Origin of the sequence: Histidinibacterium lentulum, from assembly GCF_003789055.1 — a bacterium.
GTDB classification, from domain to species: Bacteria; Pseudomonadota; Alphaproteobacteria; order Rhodobacterales; family Rhodobacteraceae; genus Oceanicola; species Oceanicola lentulus.
Genome location: NZ_ML119081.1, coordinates 93,996 through 115,946, shown reverse-complemented (window position 1 = coordinate 115,946; position 21,951 = coordinate 93,996). Strand labels below are relative to the sequence as shown.

General features: G+C 69.7%; 21 protein-coding genes. 8 read left to right on the top strand and 13 right to left on the bottom strand.

The window, feature by feature from the left end:
- The first annotated feature begins 96 nt into the window (after window positions 1-96).
- Window positions 97-750 carry a sulfotransferase family protein gene (locus tag EAT49_RS00545; protein WP_123640789.1) on the top strand — a complete coding sequence of 218 codons (654 nt, stop codon included), beginning with the start codon at window positions 97-99 and terminating at the stop codon, window positions 748-750.
- A gap of 206 nt (window positions 751-956) precedes the next feature.
- On the opposite strand, the gene EAT49_RS00540 is transcribed toward EAT49_RS00545, so the two are convergent.
- The gene (locus EAT49_RS00540) at window positions 957-1,631 is read right to left on the bottom strand and encodes an HAD family hydrolase (RefSeq protein WP_123640282.1); all 675 of its coding nucleotides are present in this window, start codon (window positions 1,629-1,631) and stop codon (window positions 957-959) included.
- A gap of 160 nt (window positions 1,632-1,791) precedes the next feature.
- Window positions 1,792-2,661: a dienelactone hydrolase family protein gene (locus tag EAT49_RS00535; protein WP_123640281.1), complete on the bottom strand. Its 870-nt coding sequence runs from the start codon at window positions 2,659-2,661 to the stop codon at window positions 1,792-1,794.
- Window positions 2,662-3,079: 418 nt separating this feature from the next.
- On the opposite strand from EAT49_RS00535, the gene EAT49_RS21670 reads away from it, so the two are divergent.
- The gene (locus tag EAT49_RS21670; protein WP_123640280.1) at window positions 3,080-4,486 is read left to right on the top strand and encodes a calcium-binding protein; all 1,407 of its coding nucleotides are present in this window, start codon (window positions 3,080-3,082) and stop codon (window positions 4,484-4,486) included.
- 44 nt (window positions 4,487-4,530) lie between these two features.
- On the opposite strand, the gene EAT49_RS00525 is transcribed toward EAT49_RS21670, so the two are convergent.
- Both EAT49_RS00525 and EAT49_RS00520 read right to left on the bottom strand, forming a co-directional pair.
- The gene (locus tag EAT49_RS00525; protein ID WP_123640279.1) at window positions 4,531-5,796 is read right to left on the bottom strand and encodes a DEAD/DEAH box helicase; all 1,266 of its coding nucleotides are present in this window, start codon (window positions 5,794-5,796) and stop codon (window positions 4,531-4,533) included.
- Window positions 5,797-6,091: 295 nt separating this feature from the next.
- Window positions 6,092-7,153 carry a linear amide C-N hydrolase gene (locus EAT49_RS00520; protein WP_123640278.1) on the bottom strand — a complete coding sequence of 354 codons (1,062 nt, stop codon included), beginning with the start codon at window positions 7,151-7,153 and terminating at the stop codon, window positions 6,092-6,094.
- 223 nt (window positions 7,154-7,376) lie between these two features.
- Between EAT49_RS00520 and EAT49_RS00515 the strand changes: the two genes are divergently transcribed.
- Both EAT49_RS00515 and EAT49_RS00510 read left to right on the top strand, forming a co-directional pair.
- Entirely contained in the window at window positions 7,377-7,676 is a 300-nt protein-coding gene (locus EAT49_RS00515) for a DUF6522 family protein (protein WP_123640277.1), read from the top strand.
- A 366-nt stretch (window positions 7,677-8,042) separates the two neighbouring features.
- Complete coding sequence (locus EAT49_RS00510; protein WP_123640276.1) at window positions 8,043-9,074, top strand: UDP-glucuronic acid decarboxylase family protein; 1,032 nt, start codon at window positions 8,043-8,045, stop codon at window positions 9,072-9,074.
- Between the two features lie 77 nt (window positions 9,075-9,151).
- Here the strand turns inward: EAT49_RS00510 and EAT49_RS21005 are convergent, their stop codons facing one another.
- The 8 genes from EAT49_RS21005 to gntR all read right to left on the bottom strand — a co-directional run bounded on the left by EAT49_RS21005 (window position 9,152) and on the right by gntR (window position 16,905).
- Window positions 9,152-9,328 (bottom strand): hypothetical protein, encoded by a 177-nt coding sequence (locus EAT49_RS21005; RefSeq protein ID WP_185020596.1) that lies wholly within the window; start codon window positions 9,326-9,328, stop codon window positions 9,152-9,154.
- Window positions 9,325-10,452 carry a YeeE/YedE family protein gene (locus tag EAT49_RS00505; protein ID WP_123640275.1) on the bottom strand — a complete coding sequence of 376 codons (1,128 nt, stop codon included), beginning with the start codon at window positions 10,450-10,452 and terminating at the stop codon, window positions 9,325-9,327. The genes EAT49_RS21005 and EAT49_RS00505 overlap by 4 nt, the downstream gene beginning before the upstream one ends.
- Window positions 10,453-10,460: 8 nt before the next feature.
- Complete coding sequence (locus tag EAT49_RS00500) at window positions 10,461-11,399, bottom strand: sulfurtransferase (RefSeq protein ID WP_123640274.1); 939 nt, start codon at window positions 11,397-11,399, stop codon at window positions 10,461-10,463.
- Window positions 11,400-11,671: 272 nt separating this feature from the next.
- Complete coding sequence (locus EAT49_RS00495) at window positions 11,672-12,133, bottom strand: hypothetical protein (RefSeq protein ID WP_123640273.1); 462 nt, start codon at window positions 12,131-12,133, stop codon at window positions 11,672-11,674.
- A 198-nt stretch (window positions 12,134-12,331) separates the two neighbouring features.
- Entirely contained in the window at window positions 12,332-14,113 is a 1,782-nt protein-coding gene (locus tag EAT49_RS00490; RefSeq protein ID WP_123640272.1) for an IlvD/Edd family dehydratase, read from the bottom strand.
- A 19-nt stretch (window positions 14,114-14,132) separates the two neighbouring features.
- Window positions 14,133-14,879, bottom strand: a complete 747-nt coding sequence (locus EAT49_RS00485) for an SDR family oxidoreductase (protein WP_123640271.1) — start codon at window positions 14,877-14,879, stop codon at window positions 14,133-14,135.
- Entirely contained in the window at window positions 14,876-15,868 is a 993-nt protein-coding gene (denD, locus tag EAT49_RS00480) for a D-erythronate dehydrogenase (protein ID WP_123640270.1), read from the bottom strand. Before denD ends, EAT49_RS00485 begins: the two co-directional genes overlap by 4 nt.
- Window positions 15,865-16,905 carry an HTH-type transcriptional regulator GntR gene (gntR, locus tag EAT49_RS00475; protein WP_123640269.1) on the bottom strand — a complete coding sequence of 347 codons (1,041 nt, stop codon included), beginning with the start codon at window positions 16,903-16,905 and terminating at the stop codon, window positions 15,865-15,867. The genes denD and gntR overlap by 4 nt, the downstream gene beginning before the upstream one ends.
- Before the next feature lie 119 nt (window positions 16,906-17,024).
- On the opposite strand from gntR, the gene EAT49_RS00470 reads away from it, so the two are divergent.
- From EAT49_RS00470 to EAT49_RS00455, 4 genes are all read left to right on the top strand, one after another.
- Window positions 17,025-17,549 carry a TRAP transporter small permease gene (locus EAT49_RS00470; RefSeq protein WP_123640268.1) on the top strand — a complete coding sequence of 175 codons (525 nt, stop codon included), beginning with the start codon at window positions 17,025-17,027 and terminating at the stop codon, window positions 17,547-17,549.
- A complete protein-coding gene (locus EAT49_RS00465; protein ID WP_123640267.1) occupies window positions 17,546-18,823 on the top strand; it encodes a TRAP transporter large permease in 1,278 nt (425 codons plus the stop codon). The genes EAT49_RS00470 and EAT49_RS00465 overlap by 4 nt, the downstream gene beginning before the upstream one ends.
- Window positions 18,824-18,864: 41 nt before the next feature.
- A complete protein-coding gene (locus EAT49_RS00460) occupies window positions 18,865-19,872 on the top strand; it encodes a TRAP transporter substrate-binding protein (RefSeq protein WP_123640266.1) in 1,008 nt (335 codons plus the stop codon).
- Window positions 19,873-19,964: 92 nt separating this feature from the next.
- The gene (locus EAT49_RS00455) at window positions 19,965-20,837 is read left to right on the top strand and encodes a DMT family transporter (protein WP_221181410.1); all 873 of its coding nucleotides are present in this window, start codon (window positions 19,965-19,967) and stop codon (window positions 20,835-20,837) included.
- An 11-nt stretch (window positions 20,838-20,848) separates the two neighbouring features.
- Here the strand turns inward: EAT49_RS00455 and EAT49_RS00450 are convergent, their stop codons facing one another.
- Window positions 20,849-21,832: a calcium/sodium antiporter gene (locus EAT49_RS00450; protein WP_123640265.1), complete on the bottom strand. Its 984-nt coding sequence runs from the start codon at window positions 21,830-21,832 to the stop codon at window positions 20,849-20,851.
- Between the last annotated feature and the right edge of the window lie 119 nt (window positions 21,833-21,951).

Here is a 21,951-nt window from a genome sequence, read left to right as displayed (position 1 = left end):
AGGGAGAACATTTCAACTCGAATTTTCCCCCTCATCCTGTGCGCGGGAGTGTTAAGGAAGGGTTCACGACGGGGCGAACGCGGGATCAAGGTGCTTATGCTGGTGTTCTGGAAGGAAAAGCTGGTCTTTCTCGCGGTGCCCAAGACGGGGACGACGGCCCTCGAGGGCGCGCTGGCGCCCCGCGCCTCCATGGTGATCCGCGATCCGCCGGAACTGAAGCATTCCGCGATCTACCGCTACCGCCGCTGGCTCGAACCGTTCTTCGAGAAGGCGGGCCGGCAGGAGATGGAGACCCTGGCCGTGGTCCGCCATCCGGTGGACTGGCTGAAGAGCTGGTACAGGTACCGCCACCGGGACGAGCTCGCGGGGCATCCCAACTCCACGCGCGGCCTGAGTTTCGACGAGTTCGTCACGGATTACTGCCGGGCGGAGCCGCCGCCCCATGCCCTGGTGGGCAGCCAGGCGACGTTTCTCCTGGATCGGGACGGAGGACTCGGGGTGGACCACCTCTTCCGCTACGAGGAGCTCCCCGCGCTGATGGCCTTCATCGAGGCCCGTCTCGGCCTGCGGCCCGAGACGAAACGGCTCAATGTCTCGCCGCCGATGGAGCTTGCGCTCTCTGCGGAGGTGGAGGCGCGGTTCCGGCAGAGGCGCGCGCGGGAGTTCGCGGTCTGGGAGAGGGGCACCGGCGAGGACGCGGGCGCCGCGGTGACCGCGGGTCTCCGTGAGGGGCGGCCGGAGGACGGGTGATCAGGCGGGGCGCCTGCGGCGCGCCTCATGCGCTTGCCCCGCCCGGTGGGCGAGGCAAGCGGGGGGCTCTGCCCCCCACGCCGAAAGCCGGGGGCTTTCGGCGACCCCCCCGGGATATTTCCGGCCAGAAAAGACAGGGTGTCGGGACATCCGGGAGACGCGGCGCCGCACGCGACCGGGCGTCCCGGCCGCCTCATCGGGCCGGTCTAGTGTACCGGCATCTGTCCCGCATGGGACATGAACGCCGGCGGAAAGTCGCTCCAGTCCGCGAGGATCGTCACGTCGTCGGCCCAGTCGGAGAGATCGGCGCCCGCGAGATGGCCGGCGCCCGCGTAGAGCAGCGCCCTCATGCCGGCCGACCGCGCCGCGACGAGGCCGGAGGGGCTGTCCTCGACCACGAGGGTGCGCAGGGGATCGGCGCCCATCCGGCGGGCCGCGAGCAGGAAGAGATCGGGCGCGGGCGGCGGGCGCGCGACCTCGGCGGCGCTGAAGGTCCGGTCGCCGAAGAACCGGTCGAGCCCGGCTGCGGAGAGCGTGGCCCCGAGCCGCTCCGGACCGGAGACGGAGACCGCGCAGAAGGCGGGACGCAGACCGGCAAGCAGGGGTGGAAGGCCCGGCGTCGCCCGCAGATGCGGGCGGTAGTCCTCGAGCAGGCGCCCGCGGCACCGGGCGGCGAAATCCGGCGGAAGATCCGTGCCGAGGCAGCGCGCCAGAGGCGGCACCGCCGCTGTCAGGGCGCGGCCGCCGAGAAGATCGCCCAGCAGCCCGGCCCCGGCGGACAGGCCCAGCCCGGCGAGTTCGTCGGCCACCGCCGCGCGGACGGGACCCTCGCTGTCGACGAGAACCCCGTCGCAGTCGAATATGACCAGATCGACCGTCACATGCCCGCCCGTTGCAACCGCGGGTAGAGATTACTCCAGCGCCGGCGCGAAAGCGAGCCTGTCGGACTCGCAGGGCGGATGGCCATGGCGATCCTCCAGGGGATCGCGGCGCCCCGGCCGACCGGTCCCGCGTCGCGCCGCGCGGCGGAGGCGGGCGGGATCAGAGATCCCTGAGGAAGTCGAGGGTCATGGCGACCGCCTCCGCGCGGGCCGCGGGGTCGAATTCCAGAAGACTGAGATCGGATTTCTCCTGCTGGTCGAAGCCATGGGTGACCCCGGTGAAGGTATGCACGCCGACCTCCGCCCCTGCCGCGCGCAGGCCGCCGGCGATCTCGAGACAGCGCTCCTCGTTGGTGATCATGTCCCCCTCCACCAGCAGGAAGAGATAGCGCGGGTCCTCGGGCAGGTCGCCGCGGTATCCCACCGCCGCGGGGCCGCAGTAGGGATAGTAGAGGACCGCGCCCACGACACCCGTATGGGGCGGGCTGGCGAGTGCCGCGGGCCAGCCGGTCAGCAGGGGCGGCACCACGCCTTCGGCGGAGAGGGCGAGGAAGTCGAGAGAGGCCCAGCCGCCGTGCGAGAGACCGATCAGGACGGCGCGGCCGGCGTCGAGCTCGGCGCGCGAGCGGATCTCGGCGAGGGTCACGGCCACGTCCGAGGCGCGCTCGGCCCCGTTGAGGAGCTGGCCGGTGCAGACGAGACGCCAGAGCTGGTTCTCGCCGAGGCCGCGGGGGGTATGGCTGTCGACCTTGACCGAGGCCCATCCGATGCCGGCGAGTTCGCGGGCCAGGAGGTCGAGATTGCGGCGCGGGCCGTCGCAGCCCGAAAGCAGCATCGCCACGGGATGGGGTCCCTCGCCTTCGGGCAGGGTCCAGACCATCTCGGGCGCGAGGTCCTGCAGGAGCTCGCCGGGGTCGAGTGCCACGGCGCTCCAGCCCAGCCTTCCGCGGAAGCTGTTGAGGGTGACCGCGGAAAAGAGCAGCGCCACGACCGCAAGGGCCCAGATCAGCCGACGCTTCCAGCGTGTCATTCCCTCTCTCTCCCGTGCGGTTCGCCGGCGGCCCTGTCCGGAACGGCCCGATGCGGACGAGCGGCTCCGCCGGACGCCGTGGGACATAGCCCGCAGGACGGCGGGGCGCTACCGCCAAGTCAGCCCCGGGCGTCTCGGAGCGGCGGTCGGTCCGGCCGGGTGCGGGGTCGCGGGCGGCCACGGGGCAGGCGGCGGCGCCGGCTGTCGGCGGCGTCGGACCGGCATGGACCGCCCTGCCCCGTCCGCGCGCCCGCATGCGTCCCTCCGCGCGGGGGCCGCCGTCGCGGGCGGAGGCTTTCCGCCGACACCGGCCCGCGCGCGTCGCCGCGTCAGGTTGCTGTCAGCACGCCGCGCGTAAGCGATGACTGTCCCGCGGCTTCCGGGCTCGCGGAGCGATCAGACATGAGGAGCGACAGAGATGGACATCAACGGCAACAACGGACCGAACAGGCTCAACGGCACCAGCCGCGACAACGATATCTACGGCCGCGGCGGCAATGACACGCTGTTCGGCTTCGGCGGCGACGACGATCTGTACGGCGGATCGGGCAATGACACGCTGTTCGGCGGAACCGGGGACGACGATCTCTACGGCGGCCCGGGCAACGACAGGCTCGAGGGCGGTCCCGGCGACGACGACCTCGAGGGCGGCCCCGGCGCGGACGTCTTCGTCTACTCCTCCGGCCACGACGAGATCGAGGACATGACGCGCGAGGACCGGATCGTCCTCGATCCCTCGCTCGGCATCCGGAGCTTCTCGCAGCTGATGAGCCTTGCCCGGCCCCACGACGACGGCGACGACACGCGGTTCGTCTTTTCGAGCGGCAACACGCTGACCCTCGAGGATGTGCGGATCGGACAGGTCACGGCGAGCATGTTCGACTTCTCCGGCAGTCCCGGCGGTGGGTCGGGAGGGACCGGGACCCAGACCGGATCGAGCGGGTCCGGCGGCCCGGTCGGAAGCGGGCCCGGCTCGCAGGGCATCTCGTTCAGCTTCACCGGCACGCCCCGGGCCGACGACATCACCGGCACGAACGGCAACGACTTCCTGAAGGGGCGGGCCGGCGACGACGACATCCGGGGGCTGGGCGGCGACGACCGCATCCTCGGCGGTATCGGGTCGGACGATCTCTACGGCGGAGGCGGCGACGACCGCATCTTCGGCGAGGGCGGCCATGACGACATCGAGGGCGGCTGGGGTCGCGACCGCCTTTGGGGCGGCGCGGGCAACGACGAGATCGACGGCGGCGGCGGCAACGACACCATCCTCGGCGGCATCGGGCGCGACGAGATCGACGGCGGGACCGGCGACGACCGCATCTTCGGCGAGGGTGGCGACGACGATCTCGACGGCGAGGAGGGCAACGACATCCTGCACGGCGGCAACGGCAACGACGATCTGGACGGCGGCGAGGGCAACGACAGGCTGTTCGGCGGGCTCGGCCATGACGAGCTCGACGGAGAGGAGGGCAACGACATCCTGCTGGGCGGCAACGGCAACGACGTTCTGGACGGCGGCGAGGGCAACGACATCCTGCACGGGGGGCGCGGCAACGACACGCTCGAGGGCGGCGCGGGGGCCGATACCTTCATCTTCACCCAGGGCCGCGACGTGATCGAGGATTTCACCGAGGCCGACACGATCCAGATCCGGGCATCGCTGGGCGTCTCGGATTTCGGAAGCCTGATCGCCCGGGCGCGCAACGTGCGGGACGATGACGACGACGATGTCGACGTGCTGATCACCTTCGGCAACGGCAATTCGCTGCGGCTGGAGGACGTTCGGGTGTCGTCGCTCGACGCGGAGGATTTCGTCTTCCTGTGATCGCGGACGGGTGCGGCCCGCGCAGGAACCGCACCCGGTCGTCTTCAGGCGGCGCGACGGCGGGGGCCGCGGCGGCGTTTCTGCGCGCCGCCCGGTTTTCCCGACGGCTGGGCGCCGGGCCGGCCGCCGCCGCTGCGGGGACCGCGGGAGGGGCGGCTGCCGCCGTCGCCGCGCTCTCCGAGGGGGCTGGTGCCGCTTGCCACGGGCACGTCCATCTTCATCAGCTTCTGGATCTGGTGCAGCAGATCCGCCTCGTCGGGCGCGCAGAAGGCGATGGCCTCGCCCTCGCGACCGGCGCGGGCGGTGCGGCCGATGCGGTGGACGTAGTTGTCGGGCACCTCGGGCAGATCGTAGTTGATCACATAGGCAACGCCCGGAATGTCGATGCCGCGGGCGGCGACGTCGGTGGCGACGAGCACCTTGACCGTGCCGTCCCGGAAGGCCTTGATCGCGCGGTCCCGCTGGCCCTGGCTCTTGTTGCCGTGGATCGAGGCGGCGTTGTAGCCGTCTGCCACGAGCCCCTTCATCAGCTTTTCCGCCCCGTGTTTGGTGCGGGAGAACACCAGCGTGAGCGCGTCGAGGTCACGGCTGAGGATCTCGCGCAGGCGGTCGGGCTTTTCGGCCTTGGGCAGGAAGTGCACCGACTGGGTGATCTTGTCGGCGGCCTTGCCCGGGGGGGACACCTGCACGCGGCGCGGATCGGTGAGATAGGCGCGGGAAAGCTCTTCCATCTGCTTGGGCATCGTGGCCGAAAAGAGCATGGTCTGGCGCGGCGTGCCAAGCTTCGGGGCGATCCGGCGCAGGGCGTGGATGAAGCCGAGGTCGAGCATCTGGTCGGCCTCGTCGAGCACGAGGTGGCGCACCTGCCCGAGGTCGACCGCGCCGCGCGTCATCAGGTCGATGAGCCGGCCCGGCGTCGCCACGAGAATGTCGGTTCCGCGCGACAGCACGCTGATCTGGCGGCCGATGGACTGGCCGCCCACCACGGTGGTGACCTTGAGCTTCGTGTCCTGGGTCAGCAGGCGCAGGGCCTCGGCGATCTGGTTCACCAGTTCGCGCGTGGGGGCGAGAATGAGCGCCTTCGCGGTCCTGGGCGCGGGGCGGCCGGGCTCGGCCAGAAGGTGCTCGACCAGCGGCAGGCCGAAGGCCAGCGTCTTGCCGGTGCCGGTCTGGGCGAGGCCGAGGATGTCTTGGCCGTCCATCGCCAGCGGGATCGCCTGGTTCTGGATCGGCGTTGGTTCGGAAAAGCCCATGCGGGTCAGGGCCTTGTTGAGGTCCGGCGAGAGGCCGAGCATGTCGAAGTCGAACATAGATATCCTTTGCAGCGGCGCGGCCGTCGGGCACGGCGCCGCATGATGCGAAACCGTCCGGGACCCGGACGGCCGATGAGGGTTCGCGTGGCCTCTGGACGGACGGGCGTACCCCGTGCCATCCGGCCGTCGCGTCAGGAACCCTGCGTGATGGGGAACTGAAATTCTGGTCGCTGTTGGCCCGTCAGGGCGCGGCTTGCTCACGCGGCAGCGCAGCGATGCCCTCCACATCGGGCCTCGGGACCGATCTGTCAAGCAAAGGTTTGAAATCCGCGAGGGCGCGACGCCCCCTGCCCTAGTCCGCGGACTGGAACGCGAAGGCCGCGGCCTCCTCGAAGAGAGCGGAGACCTCGCCCGAGAGCACCCGCTCCATGTCCACGCCCACATCGAGTTTCCGGACGGCCGCGCCCTCGGACAGATCCATCGACTCGAGATCGACCCAGAACACGCTGGGGGAAATCACCGATTCCACATGGTAGCGCCGGTCCTTCTGGTCGGCGACGACACGCCAGCGCGTGGTGGACAGGTTCGGCTGGTCGGCGATGGAGATGCCCCAGGGCACCGAGGTCTGCCGGATCACGCTGAAGACGGAGGCGGCAGCGATGCGTGGGTCGTCGCTCTGGACCACGGAGTTGATGTAGAACTGCGCCCTTACGAAGCGGTCGGTGGCGCGCACCGTGCCGGGCAGGAATTCGCGCGGGTTCACCGCGTCCCAGTACTCGAGGATCGCAAGCTGCCGGTCGAACGTCGGTTCGTTGGTCATCACCTGGTAGGCGCGGTCGTGCCAGATCACCATTTCGCCATCGACGAACTCGATGATGGCGCTGTCTCCGGTCGCGTCGGACAGCGACACATGCACCGTCGCCGCGCGGCCGGGCGGGCCCACGGGCACCTCTCCGGTGGCCACATGGACGGGGTTCTCGCGCAGGTCGGTCACCGCCTCCTCGACGGTGGCGAAGCGGTCGAGCAGGTATTGCGGGAACACGGCGAGCGAGATGCGCGGGGTCACGCCGTCGTCCTCGGGATAGGTCGCCTCGACCTCCCACAAGAGGTTTGCGACGAGACCCTCTTCGTTCATGCCATCGGCGGTGGAGATGTCGTAGCCGCTGACGATGACGCTTCCGTAGTCGGCGGTCCATGTCGCCGAACGCGGGCCGGCAGCGCCATCCCGTTCCATACCGCGCGGAAACGCCCAGAGGTTGCTCACCATGGGCAGCTTCCAGTCCATGCTGCGGCCGGTCAGCACCCGGTCCTCCGGGCCGAGGTAGACGGCGCGCGTGCAGGCGCTGGCGACATCGGCGACCAGCATGGCCGCAGCACAGAGCAGGGCCGAGCCTGCCTTGAGAAGTTCGCGCATCGGTTCCGTCTCCGGCTGTGGGAACGTTGGGTCAGCGGCCCGAGCGTGCCTGCCGAAAGGGAAGGCTGTCAAGCTCGGTCTGTTACAACGTAACAATCGGTCGGCAGGAGGTCGTTGCCGGGCATCCTGTGAACATGTATCCTGAATTCATGTTTGCTGCCCGACCCAGCCACGTCATGACGGACGTCCCGCGCCGCGCTGAGGGGTGCATGGAGGGCGCCCCATGACGGAGCGCGCCCTGTCCCCCGAATCCCCCGAGCGGATCGCGCGCGAGAACGGGCAGTTTCTCATCCCCGCGGAGATCATCGCGGGGGCCTTCGGCCTCGAGGCTGCCGCGGTCCCCGGGATGATGCGGGAAGGGCGGATCACCAGCCGCAGCGAGCGCGGCATCGACGAGGATGCCGGGCGCTGGCGGCTGACGCTCTACTGTGGGGGGCGGGCGTTCCGGCTGACGGTGGACGACGAGGGGCGGGTCCTCAGCCGCTCCCGGTTCGCCGCGGCCCACCGAAGTCCGGCTGACTGACGGGGCGCCCGCGCAGGTCCCTGCACCCGAGCCTTCGGGGATCGCGGCCGATCCGGACCCGCTCCGGGCGGCGGTCACTCGGGATGTCGTCATCTTCGGCGTGTCGATCACCTCGTCCCGGGGCAACGGCCACGCGACCACCTTTCGCGCGATGGCGAATGGGCCGAGGGACTGCGGACACCGGGTGCTGGTCCTCGAGCGTGACGTGCCTGCCCGAGGCGGATCGGCAATTGACGTGGGGGTGGGCGCGGCGGATCGTGACCGGGCACCGGACCGGACGGGACCCGCGCGGGCGCGGGAGCTTGCGGCGGTGATGCGGCGGATCGCGCCCGGAGCGCCGGCCAGGAAGCTGGAGAGGATGCGACGATGAGGGACCTGACGGCCGGGAGTGGCGCGCTCACCATCCTCGTGACCGGCGGCGCAGGCTTCGTCGGCTCGCACCTCTGCGACGCGCTGCTGGCCGAGGGGCACCGGGTGATCTGCCTCGACAATTTCCTGACCGGCGCGCGGGCGAACGTGGCTCCCCTGGCGAACAATCCCCGCTTCACGCTGGTGGAGCAGGATGTCTGCGAGATGTATCGGTGTGCCGAGCGGCTCGACCGGATCTACAACCTCGCCTGCCCCGCCTCGCCGGTTCATTACCAGGCGGACCCCGTGCAGACGATGATGACCTGCGTTCTGGGAACGGGGCGGATGCTCGACCTCGCGGCCGAGCACGGGGCGCGGCTGCTTCAGGCCTCCACCAGCGAGGTCTACGGCGATCCCGAGGAGCATCCGCAACGGGAGAGCTACCGGGGACGGGTGAGCTGCACCGGCCCCCGCGCCTGCTACGACGAGGGCAAGCGGGCGGCGGAGGCGCTCTGCTTCGACAGCGACCGGCAGGGGCGGGTCGACACCCGCGTGGCGCGGATCTTCAACACCTACGGACCCCGGATGCGGCCCGACGACGGACGCGTCGTGTCGAACCTGATCGTGCAGGCGCTGGCGGGCGAGAGGCTGACGATCCACGGCCATGGCGCGCAGACGCGGTCCTTCTGCTATGTCTCGGACCTCGTGCGCGGGCTGATGGCTCTGATGGAAACGGAGATCGGCAAGGCGCGGCCCGTGAACCTCGGCAATCCCGGGGAATACACCATCCGGGAGTTGGCGGACATGGTCCTGAAGCTGACCGGATCGCGCTCGGGCTTTCGCCACCTGCCGATGCCGCGCGACGATCCGGGCCGCCGCTGCCCGGACATCTCGCTGGCCGCAAAGCTGCTGGGCTGGCGTCCGGAGGTGCCTCTGGAAGAGGGCCTGCGCCGGACCATCGGGCATTACCGCGCCGTCGGCAGCGACCTGCCCGTGCCGGACGTGCCGCCCTGCCCCGCGGCCGACGGGCCCTTGGGGCGCGTGAAATGACCCAGGCACGGCGGGCGGTGGACGTGGCCGGCGAGGACGTCGAGATCCGCGCCATGCCGGTCCATGGCCTGCCGAGACTACTCCGCTGCGGGAAGCGCCGCGCAATGGGCGCCGGTGGACACCTGCCCCGATCCGAAGGCGATTACCGGCGGGGCGCGGTAGGGGTTCAGGGGCTCGCTCACCGCGCTGTCGAGGACAAGGACGCCCGCGATCAGGGCAAGGGCGGCGAGACCGGTCAGGCGGCGGGTTCTCATGGCCGCGCCTCCAGCCCCAGCATCGGCCGCAACCGCACGCCCGCGACCGAGCCGAGGAAGCCGGCGCCGAACCAGGCCCAGCCATGGAGGCTCCCGGTGGAGATGCCGCTGAAGAAGGCGCCGACGTTGCAGCCGAAGGCAAGGCGCGAGGAATAGCCCAGAAGGAAGCCCGCCACGATGGTGGCGATCCAGGCCTTCGCGGGCAGCTTCGGCAGCTCCTGCTGGAGGCCGCCGCGCCAGGCCGCGATCAGGAAGGCGCCCGCGATGATCCCGATATTGGTCAGCGAGGTCACGTCCGTGAGCACGCTCTGGGACAGGCGCTCCACGTTGGTGGGCGTGGTCCAGAAGGCCGAGCCGGAGAGATCGGCGCCGAGCGCGGTCGCCCCCTTGGCGGCCCAGAGACCAAGGCCGTAGACGACGCCCCAGGGCTGGCCCGCCACCAGAAGGTTGCCGATGGCGAGCGCCGCCACCAGCAGGGCGGCGAACCAGAGCCGGCGCGGGATGACGCGCGCGCCCGGTGCCGCGCGCCAAAGGAGAAACGCGGCGACCGCAGCCAGCGCCAGAAGCGTCACGGCAAGGCCGGGCAGACCCTCGAGGACGATCTGCGGCAGCGTGCCGAGTTCGGTCCACCAGAAGAGGTGAAACGCCCCGGCAAAACTGCCGATGGCGAAGAAGGGGAGCGCGACGAGGCCCACGGGGTTGCCCGATCCGGCGTTCACCAGCGTACCCGAGCCGCAGCCCAGAACCACCTGCATCGCCGCGCCGAAGACGAAGGCGCCGCCCACCATGGCGAACCCGACGGGCGCATGGGCGCCGATCAGCTCTCCGCCGTCGGAGGCGAGCAGCGGGAAGGCCACGATGGCCACGAGCGCGATGGCGACGAGCTGTGCGAGGAGGCCCGCGGGCTCCCGTCGCAGGATCATCGCCCGCCAGGGCCCCGCGAAGCCGAAGCGGAGCCCCTCGAGCACCATGCCGAAGCCGAGGCCGAGCGCGAGAAGGAGCGCATACCGCAGGCCCGCGGTGACCGCGAGTGTCCCGATCAGCAGAAGCGCCAGCCCGATGAGGCCGGCGCGCTGCAGGACGGGCGTGAGGCGGCGCCGGGGCGCCGCGACAGCATCAGTCATGACTTGCCTCAGTTGTTGCCGAAGACCTGGTTGCGCAGGTTCTGAAGCATTCCGGGGACGTTGGCCATCTCGTAGCCCGCATTGGACCAGCCGACCATCGATTCCGGGTAGAGCTTCACGTCGTCGATGCCGGCGAGCTCGCTCAGCGCGAACCAGTTGGTCGCGGCCCAGTGCCCGGTGTTGCAGAAGGAGATGATCTCATCGGCCCCGGTGAAATCCTGCTCTTCGGCCAGCGCCCGCGCGGCGGCGGCGTCGACGATGACCGGCCCGGAGGAGAACCAGCTGTCATGCACGAAGTACTGCGACTGCGGCAGGGTTCCCGGACGGGCCGCCGCGGGATGCGCCTGCTCGCCGTTCCAGAAGCTTTCGGGGCGCGCGTCGAGAAGAAGCGAGCCCTCGCCCGCGTCGATCGCCGCCTGCACGTCCTCGGCCGTGGCCAGCCATTCGGTCGAGAAGCTGACCACGATGTCGCTGTCGGGCGCATCCACGATCTCGGTGGAGAGCTCCAGCCCCGCCTCTTCCCAGGCGCTCACGCCGCCGTTGAGGATCGCGAGGTCCGTGACGCCGCTCGATTTCAGCGTCCAGTAGACCCGGGCGGCGGCACCGAAATCCGTGACATCGGACCCCTGGTGCACCACGACGACCGGGCGGTCGGTCTCGACGCCGAGGTCCTGCAGCACGGCGGTCAGGGCCTCTTCGGAGGGCGGCAGACCGGGATTGTCGGAGGGACCGCGGAAGAGAGCATAGGGCGCGCTGACGGCGCCGGGGATGTGACCCTGGGCATAGGCCTCGTCGAAGGCGCGGATGTCGATGACGAGCGGATCGACGCTCGACTGCGCCTCGGAAAGCTCGGCGGGCGTCAGGAGCGGGCCGAATTCCTGCGCGGCGGCAGGTGCGGCGAGCAGGGCCAGGGTGGCGGTGCCGGCGAGGACGGTGCGATAGGACATGGTCTGTCTCCCAGTGTCGGTGTCCCCCGCCATATCGGGTGCCGCCGCGCCCTCGTCAAACGGCACGGCGCGGCCTGGAAGGCGGAGGCCGGTCCGGCCATCTTGCAGGACCGGCGGGCCGGATACGGGCATTTCGGGGCGCCGGGCGGAGAAGAACATCTGTCCCCGCAGGAACGCCAGAGGAGACGGACGTTCTTTTTTCGCGGATCGTGAGGCGGGCTTGCGGAACAGGGGTCGGATTCCGCCCTCATCGGCGCGGGCCCGCCCGTCGGTCAGCCGTCGCCCGGCAGGACCTGTCCGGTGGCCTGGTTCACGGTGAAGACCAGCGTGTCGGTCACGTCGGAGGCGCCACCCAGAATGCGGATCGGCACGGTGATCGTCAGACCGCGCGCGGGATCGTAACGGGCGGTCGCATCCTCGATATAGGCTTCGGCCATCATGCCGTCCGGCGTCAGGGCGGTCATCACCGCGGTGCACCCGCGGTTGGCGGCGATCCCGTCCTCCGTCGGGGCCGGATGCAGAACGCCGACGAAGGCCCCCTGTGCGACGTTGGGGTCGACATAGACCTCGAAGATGCGGATGGCGCCCTGGGCGAAGGCGCGGGTCCGCGTCTCCCACGGCTCGACGATCTGGGTGACGTCGACGCGGCCGTCGCAGGGGAGGACGGTCTGAGCCGAAGCGGTGGCGGGCCCGAGAAGGCCGAGCATGGCCAAGAGGCCGGGAAGTCTGCGCATGGTGGTCTCCGGGTTGATCCTGCCGTCGCGGCGACGATAGCGGCCGTTGCGTCAGCGCGCCACCGGTCACTCCGCCCGGCGGACCATGCCCCGGCCGCCCCTGCGCGTCCGGAGGGCCGGCGGAACGTGGCGTGCGGGCCGCAGCCACGTCCGCGGGCCGCTCCGGCCCTCGCGAGCCGGTCCTCCGGGGCGGGGCGATCAGTGATTGTCGCGGGGCAGGTCCCTGACGATCCGGTGGTAGGCGGTCGCGAGTTCCAGACAGCCTCCGTCGGCGAGCTGCCCCACGTTCTTGCGGTAGATCTCCTGCCAGGGCGTCTGATGACGCAGCTCCGGCGCGGTCCAGTCGGCGCGGCGGGCGGCCCATTCCTCGTCGGGCACCAGCGCATCGAGGGTGCAGGCGTTGAGGTCGAGCCGCACCCGGTCGCCGGTCTGAAGGAACGCGAGGCCGCCCCCCACTGCCGCTTCGGGCGAGGCGTTCAGGATCGACGGGCTTTCCGATGTGCCCGACTGGCGGCCGTCGCCCACTGTGGGCAGATGGTTGATGCCGGCGCGGATCAGCGCGTCGGGCGGCTGCATGTTCACCACCTCCGCCGATCCCGGATAGCCCACGCAGCCCACACCGCGGATGAAGAGAACGGTGTCCTCGCCGATCCCGAGCGACGGATCGTTGATGCGCTCGTGATAGTCCTCGGGGCCTTCGAAGACGACGGCCCGACCCTCGAAGATACCTTCCGATCCGGGCTTCGACAGGAACCGCTGGCGGAAATCGGGGGAGATCACGGAGGTCTTCATCAGCGCGCTGTCGAAGAGATTGCCCGACAGCATGAGGAACCCCGCGTTCTCGCGCAAGGGCGCGTCCACGGGCAGGATCACGTCGCGGTCGCGGCTCTCCCAACCCTGAAGGTTTTCGCCCATGGGCCGGCCCGTGACGGTCATGGCGCCCGCGTTCAGGCGCCCGGCCTTCATGAGCTCTCCCATCACCGCAGGCACGCCGCCCGCGCGATAGAAGCTCTCGCCGAGGTATTCGCCGGCGGGCTGCATGTTGAGGATGAGCGGGACGTCGAAGCCGACCTTCTGCCAGTCGCTGACGTGCAGGTCCACTCCGGCATGACGCGCGACGGCTTGCAGGTGCGGCGGCGCGTTGGTGGAGCCGCCGATGGCGGAATTGACCACGATGGCGTTCTCGAAGGCCTCGCGGGTGAGGATGTCGGAGGGTTTCAGGTCTTCGTGGACCATCTCGACGATCCGCCGACCGGTCTTGTAGGCCATGGACATGCGCTCGCGGAAGGGTGCGGGGATGGCGGAGCATCCGGTGAGGCTCATGCCCAGGGCCTCGGCCATGGCGTTCATCGTGCTTGCCGTGCCCATCGTGTTGCAATGGCCGAGGCTGGGCGCGCTGGCGCAGGCCCGGCTGATGAACTCGTCGTAGTCGATGGCGCCCTCGGCGAGCAGGCGGCGGCTTTCCCAGATGATCGTGCCCGAGCCCGCGAGCCTGCCGTTCCACCAGCCGTCGAGCATCGGCCCGCCGTTGAGCGCGATGGCCGGCAGATCGACGGTGGCCGCGCCCATCAGCATCGCGGGCGTGGTCTTGTCGCATCCGGTGGTCAGCACGACGCCGTCGATGGGATAGCCGTGCAGCACCTCGACGAGGCCGAGATAGGCGAGGTTGCGGTCGAGCGCCGCGGTGGGCCTCTTGCCTGTCTCCTGGATGGGATGGACGGGAAACTCCATCGGGATTCCGCCCGCGTCACGGATGCCGGCCTTGATGCGGTCCATCAGGAAGACGTGGATCTTGTTGCAGGGGGCAAGGTCGCTGCCGGTCTGGGCGATGCCGATGACCGGGCGTTCGGACTGCAGCTCCTCGCGGGTGTATCCCTGGTTCTGGTAGCGCTCGAGGTAGAGCGCGGTCATGCCGGGATTGTTCGGGTTGTCGAACCATTCCTGGCTCCGGAACCTGCGTCTTGCGCGCGTATCGGTCATCGGTCTTCCTTTCTGGGCCTCAGCCGCGCCCGACGAAGGGCATGGCGGTGGCCATCACGTTCATGAACAGGACGTTCGCCTCGAGCGGGAGGCTGGCCATATGCGCCACCGAGCGGGCGACATTGGCGACGTCCATCACCGGCTCGGGACGGCGCGAGCCGTCGGGTTGCAGCACGCCCGAGACCATCGCCTCGGTCATGTCGCTTGCCGCGTTGCCGATGTCGATCTGGCCCACGGCGATGTCGTAGGCCCGGCCGTCGAGGGAGGCGGACTTGGTCAGGCCGGTGATGGCGTGTTTCGTGGCGGTGTAGGCCGCCGAGAAGGGGCGCGGCGCGGTGGCCGAGACCGAGCCGTTGTTGATGATCCGACCGCCGCGCGGGTTCTGCGCCTTCATCACGCGAAAGGCGGCCTGGGTACACCAGAAGGCCGCGTCGAGGTTGATCGCCACCACCGCGCGCCAGTCCTCGGGGGGCAGATCCTCGAGCGGGACCACGGGCGGGAAGATGCCCGCGTTGTTGAAGAGAAGGTCCACCCTGCCCCAGGTGTCGACGCAAGCCGCGAAGAGGGCGTCCGCCGCCGCGGGCTCGGTGAGGTCGGCGGGATGGACGAGGCAGTTCCCGGTGCCGGCCAGCGCCGCGGTCTCCTCGAGCGCCGCGGCGCGCCTGCCGGCAAGGGCCACCTTCCAGCCCTGAGCGGCCAGTTCCACCGCGACCGCGCGGCCGATGCCGCTGCCCGCGCCAGTGACGATGGCTGTCCTCAGGCTCATGCGCCCGCTCCCTTCGCGATGCGGCCGCCGAGCTCGTCCTCGACATGGGCGGCGATGATGTCCTCGAACCGGGTCTCGGCGGTGAATCCGAGGTCCCGGGCGCGCGCGGCAGTGTAGTCCATCCCCCAGCCACCCACGATGGTCGCCACCAGCGGGTCGGGCTCGGGCCGGATCAGCGCCACGGCGGCGTCCCCGGCCACGCTCCGCAGGGCCGCGATCACCTCGCCGACGGTGGCCGAGAGGCCCGGCATGTTCAAGGCCCGGCGGTGGCCGAGGGGGGCTGTGTCCATCGCCGCGGCGTGAAGGAAGAAGCCGACGGCCGCGCGCGGGCTGGCGAAGTAGTGGCGCGTGCTCTCCGGCACCGGCAGGGCAGCGGGCAGGCCCGCCAGGGGCTCGCGCAGGATGCCCGAGAAGAAACCCGAGGCGGCGCGGTTCGGGGCGCCGGGGCGGATGCAGATGGTGGGCAGTCGCAGGCTCACCCCGTCCACATGGCCCTTGCGGCTGTAGTCGGAGATCAGGATCTCGGCCATCAGCTTCTGCGCGCCGTAGCTGGTGGCGGGCAGCGGCGCGAAATCGTCGTCGATCCGGTCCGGAAACGGCGGGCCGAAGACGGCGAGCGAGGAGGCGTAGACGAGCCGCGGACACCAGTCGGGCACGGCACGGATGGCGTCGAGCATGGCGCGCATGGCGTCGAGGTTGACGCGGTAGCCCTTGTCGAAATCCACCTCCGCCTCGCCCGAGACGACGGCGGCAAGGTGCAGGATCACGTCGGGGCGGTCCGCGAGCAGCCGCTCCACCGCGCCGGGCTCCGAGAGATCGAGACCATGGGCGGCGATCGAGAGCCCCCCGGCCTGCGGCACCGGCGGCTCCGCGATGTCCGCGAGGGTCATGGCGGTCACGCCCTGACCGCCGATCGTCCCGGCCTCCGCCACCGCCGCCGCGATGCGGCGGCCGATCATGCCCCCTGCCCCGAGGATCAGGATCTTCATGTCGTCTTTCCTTCCAGTCGCCGGCTGCTCTGCCGTTCCATCAAGGTGAACCCGAGGTCGATGACCGCCTCGGCGGGTCGCGCATCCTCGAGGGCCGCGACGATCATCTCCACCGCGCGGTGGCCCATGTCGTAGCGATGGGTGCGCACCGAGGTGATGGTGGGCACCGAACAGGCCGAGATGTCGAGATCGTTGAAGCCCACGATGCCCATGCGGCTGGGAATGCGGAGGCCGCGGCGCTGGCACTCGAAGAGCGCGCCCAGCGCCACGTCGTCGTTGTTGCAGAATACCGCGTCGGTGTCTGGGGTGGCGCTGAGCAGATCGCCCATGAGCCGCCCGCCCACGCTGTAGGAGGAGGGCTCCGCGGTGGTGACGACGAGGGCCGGATCGTCGAGGCCCGCGGCCTCCATCACTGCGCGATATCCGGCAAGTCGCCGCTGCGCCCTCGGGTCCATCCGCGCCCCGAGAAAGCCCACGCGGCGGTAGCCCTGATCGAGCAGGTGGCGCACCGCCGCCCGTCCCGCGGCGACATGGTCGCATCCGATCATCATGTCGACGGGATCGGGGCCGGTCTCCATCACCTGAACGACCGGGCAGCCCATGTCCCCGAGAATCGCGCGGCTGGCCGCGGTCTGGTCGGTGCCGGTCACGATCATGCCCGCCGGCCGCTGCGTCGCGAGCATCCGGAGCAGATCCTCCTCGCGCGCGCCGTGAAAGCGCGTGTTGACGAACTGCGGCGCATGGGGCGTGCCCTCGACCGCGTCCATGACCCCGCGCAGCAGATCCGCGAAGACCTGGTTGGTGACCGAGGGAATGACCACGCCGATGATTCGCGACCGCGCGGAGGCCAGCGCCTGCGCCGCCGGATTGGGCACGTAGCCCAGCGCCCGTATCGCGGTATCCACCCGGTCCCGCGCGGCCTGGGACACCAGATCCGGCGTGCGCAGGGCGCGGGAGACCGTGACAACGCTGACACCGGCGGCCTCGGCCACATCCGTCAGAGTAACTGACTGTCTCTTATAGTTTTTTATAGACATCATCGTCCGGAGCCCCGGACTCCTTGAACTGGTCCGCCCGCCGATGATATGCGTTTTCATGAGAGACCGGCAAGCCGGTCCCCGGTCGCGAGAGGTGCGACCGAAGGGAGAGAGGCATCATGGCGCGTATCGAGGCCTGGCTGGTCAGGCTGGCGGAGACCCTGCTCGTTCTGCTTCTCGCGGGGATGGTGGTCATGGTGTTCGGCAACGTCGTGCTGCGCTATGGCTTCAACAGCGGGCTGAACTTCTCCGAGGAGATGTCCCGCTACATGTTCGTCTGGCTCACCTTCATCGGCGCCGTCCTCGCCTATCGCGAATATGCCCATGTGGGCGTCGAGACCCTGGTCCGCCTGCTCGGCCCCGTGGGTCGCCGGATCTGCCTGACGCTGACGAACGGGATCATCCTGATGTGCGGCGTCATCCTGTTCTGGGGCACCTGGAAGCAGCACCAGATCAACGCGTCGATGACGGCGCCCGTGGTCGGCCTGTCGATGATCTGGGTCTTCGGCATCACCTATGTGACCGGAGCGGCCATCGCGGGGATCGCATTGGTCCGCCTGATCCGCGCGATCACCGGAACGACGACACCCGAGGAAATGGCCCGCTTCACCGGCGAGTTCGACGCGGAGGACCCCCGCCCGTGATCCTCGGCGTCTTTCTCGGAACCCTCTTTCTGGGCCTCGCCATCGGCGTTCCCGTCTCCTTCGCGCTGATCCTCTGCGCGGTCGTGATGATGGTCTGGACCGGGCAGTTCAACGCGCAGATCATCAGCCAGCAGATGGTGACCGGGGCGAATACCTTCACCCTGCTCGCGATCCCGTTCTTCCTGCTGGCGGGCGAACTGATGAACGCAGGCGGCCTGTCGAAACGGATCGTGGAGTTCGCCGTCGCCTGCGTCGGCCATATCCGGGGCGGCCTCGGGATCGTGGCGGTGCTGGCCGCGGTGGTCATGGCCTCGCTCTCGGGATCGGCGGCGGCGGATTCGGCGGCGCTCGCCGCGATCCTCATTCCGATGATGCGACAGGCAGGCTACAACGTGCCGCGATCCGCCGGCCTGATGGCCGCGGGCGGGGTGATCGCGCCTGTGATCCCGCCGTCCATCGCCTTCATCATCTTCGGCGTGGCCGCCAACGTCTCGATCACGGGCCTCTTCATGGGCGGGATCTTTCCGGGCCTCCTGATGGCCGCCTCGCTGATCGCCGCCTGGATCATCGTCTCGCGGCGCGAGAACATCGCGCCCCTGCCCCGCCGGTCGGGATACGAGCGCCTGGTGGCGACGGCCCGCGCGGGCTGGGCGCTGGTGATGCCGGTGATCATCCTCGGCGGCATCCGCTTCGGCGTGTTCACACCCACGGAGGCCGCGGTGATCGCGGCGGTCTACGCGCTCTTCGTTGGCATGTTCATCTACCGCGAGCTGAAGCCGAGCCATCTCTATGGCGTGTTCCTGAACGCCGCGAAGACGACATCGGTCGTGCTCTTTCTCGTGGCGGCGGCGCTGGTGACCTCCTGGCTGATCACGCGCGCGAACATTCCGGCCGAGATCACGCGCCTGCTGGCCCCCGTGATCGAGCATCCGAAACTCCTGATGCTGGTCATCGTGCTGCTGGTGCTGTGCGTGGGCACGGTGCTCGATCTCGCTCCGACGATCCTGATCCTGTCGCCGGTGCTCATGCCCGTCGTCACCGTCGCGGGGATCGACCCGGTCTATTTCGGCATCATCTTCGTGATGACCACCTGCATCGGCCTGATGACCCCGCCCGTGGGCGTCGTGCTCAACGTCGTCAGCGGCGTCGCGCGGGTGCCCCTCGGCCAGGTGATCTGGGGGGTCACCCCGTTTCTTGTCGCGCAGGTCGGTGTGCTGATGCTGCTTGTCGCGCTGCCCGAGCTTGTCCTGGTGCCGCTGTCATGGCTGCGCTGAGGAGAAGAGCCCAGAACGAACACCAAAAGGGAGGAAGACCCATGACCAACCTGACGAAACTGACCCTGACGACGATCCTCGCCGCGGGCGTGGCGCTGCCCGCCTCGGCGGAGATCCAGAGCCGCACCATCACCGTCTCGAACGGCGTGGCCGAGAGCCATCCCGTCGGCAACGGCATCGAGGCCATGCGCGAGTGCATGACGGAGCGCACCGACGGCGCCTGGACGCTGAACGCCTTCTGGTCCTCGGCCCTCGGCGACGACCTGACCGCGACGCAGGCCCTGCGCTCCGGCACCCAGGAGATGGTGGTCACCTCCACCTCGCCGATCGTGGGCATCGAGCCCGCGCTCGGCGTGTTCGACCTGCCGTTCCTCTTCAACGATGCGGCGGAGGCCGATGCTGTCCTCGACGGCGACTTCGGCGACATGATGAGCGAGAGGATGCGCGACGCCGGCCTCGTGAACCTGGCCTGGTGGGAGAACGGCTTCCGCAACCTGACGAACTCGGTCCGCCCGGTCACCACGCTGGAGGATTTCGAGGGGATGCGTGTGCGCGTCATGCAGAACAACATCTTCCTCGACACGTTCCAGACGCTGGGCACCAACGCCACGCCCATGGCCTTCGGCGAGGTGTTCACCGCGCTCGAGACCAGGGCGATCGACGCGCAGGAGAACCCCTATGTGACGATCGACACGTCGCAGTTCTTCGAGGTTCAGGACTACCTGTCCGCGACGCAGCACGCCTACACGCCCTTCATGGTGCTGTTCTCCGGGCCGATCTGGAACACCTATTCCGAGGAAGAGCAGCAGATCCTCGTCGATTGCGCCGAGATCGGCCGGGACGTGCAGCGGTCCGTGAGCCGCGAGCTGTCGGACCAGTCGCTCGCCCGCGTGCAGGAGGCCGGGATGCAGTTCAACGAGATCGACCCTGCCGAGCTCCAGCGGATCCGCGAGGCCGTGGCCGGCGTCTATGACCGCAGCGCCGAAAGCATCGGCCAGGACGTCATCGACTCGATGATGTCCGAACTGGCCACGATCCGCGGCGAATAAGCTCCGGTCCCGGCCCCGTCCCCCGAGGGGGGGCGGGGCACCTCCGGCCCTTCGTCCTGCCCCTGCGGCGACCTTTCAGCACAGACCCCACGATGACCCGACTGTCCGGAGCCACGCTCGGCCTTCTTCTGATGCTCGCGGGGATGTTCCTCTTCGCGCTCAATGACGCCATGGGCAAATGGCTGGTCGCCAGCTACGGCGTCGGGCAGGTCCTGCTGATCCGCAGCCTCGCCGCGCTGATCGTGCTCGCGCCCTTCGTCTGGGCCTTCGGACCGCGGCGCCTCTTCTCCCTCGAGCGTCCCTGGCTGCAGGCCCTGCGGGTGGCCTTTTCCACGGTGGAGGTCTTCTGCTTCTACCTCGCCGTGCGCGACCTGCCTCTGGCCGATGTGATGACGTGGTGGCTGGCCTCTCCGATCTATGTGGCCGCGCTGTCTCCGCTTCTTCTGGGAGAGCGCGTGGGTCTCTGGCGCTGGGGCGCGGTGATCGTGGGCTTTCTCGGCGTGATCATCGCCCTCGGCCCCTCGGGCGCGGTCTCCCCCGTCGCCACGACTGCCGCCATCGTGGGGACGATGTGTTTCGCGCTGATGATGATCACCGGACGCTCGCTCAGGGGCACGCCCGACACGGCGCTGGTCTTCTGGCAGCTGATCGGCGCCGGGGTTGCGGGGGCCATCGCGGCCCCGATCGGCTGGGCGCCGCCCAAAGCGCTGGACTGGGTGCTGCTCGGCCTTCTCGGGGTGGTGGCGATGACCGCGCACCTGAGCGTGAACCGCGCGCTCAAGCTCGCCGACGCGACCCTGATCGCGCCGCTGCAATACACCCTCCTGATCTGGGCGATGATCCTCGGCTACCTGTTCTTCGGCGACGTGCCGCGTCCGACCATGCTTCTCGGCGCGCTTCTGATCGTCGGGTCGGGCCTCGCCCTGTCGCTCTACCCGCGCCGCGCGCCGGTGGTCGGTCCCTGAGCCGGAGTGGCTCAGGGCCAGATGACGAAGACATAGACCGCGTAGCCCGCGAGCAGGGCCGCCCCTTCCCACCGAGAGATGCGCAGGCCGGTCCAGGCCACGAGCAGGAGCAGCAGCGACACGCCCACCATGACGAGATTGTCGAAGGTCACGATCTCCGCTGGAACCGCGCCCGGGGCGATCAGCGCGGTGAAGCCGCCGATCCCGAGGATGTTGTAGATGTTGGAGCCCACGATGTTGCCGAAGGCGACGTCGCCCTGCTTCTTCAGCCCCGCCACGACCGAGGTCACGAGTTCCGGCATCGAGGTGCCCAGGGCGACGATGGTCAGGCCGATCACCGTCTCGGAGATGCCCATGCCCCGCGCCAGCGCCACGGCGCCGTCGACCAGGAATCCGCCGCCCAGCACCACGAGGACGAGACCGCCGACGGCGATCAGGATCGAGACGGGCAGCGAGGCCTGCACAGGCTTCCCGGGATCGAGGGCGGGATCGACCTCCTGCAGCGCGGCGCTCTTGTCATGGACCGCGCCGTGGTCGCCCCCCGTCGCCACGCGTTCCTGGCGGAAGGCCGTCCAGATGTAGATACCGAGCGCCGCAACGAAGAGCGCCCCCGCAACGCGCCCCATCGGCATCACCGCCGCCAGTCCCGCGAAGATCACTGCGGCCGAGACCATCACGAGCCCGTCCCGCTTCAGCGCGGACGAGGCCACCGCGATCGGCGCGAGCAGCGCCGCGATCCCGACGATCAGCAGGATGTTCGCGATGTTCGAACCGACGATGTTGCCGTAGGCGATGCCCGGCGCATCGGCCAGCGCCGCCTGCACCGAAGTGACGAGCTCCGGCGTCGATGTTCCGAACCCCACCAGCGTGAGCCCGATCACCAGCGGCGACACGCCGAGGCGGGTGGCGATGTTCACGGCGCCCCTCACGAGGAATTCCCCGCCCGCGATGAGCAGCACCAGCCCCCCGATCAGGGGCAGAACCACGTCCGTCATTCAAGTTTCTCCATATGTCCCCTCGCCGGGGTCTTGATTGCCCGTTGCGGGCCCGCGGCACCGGCCGGGTCCTGGTTCCGGGCCAACAGGGGCGGCGTCGACGCGGTTCCCCGGTGCCC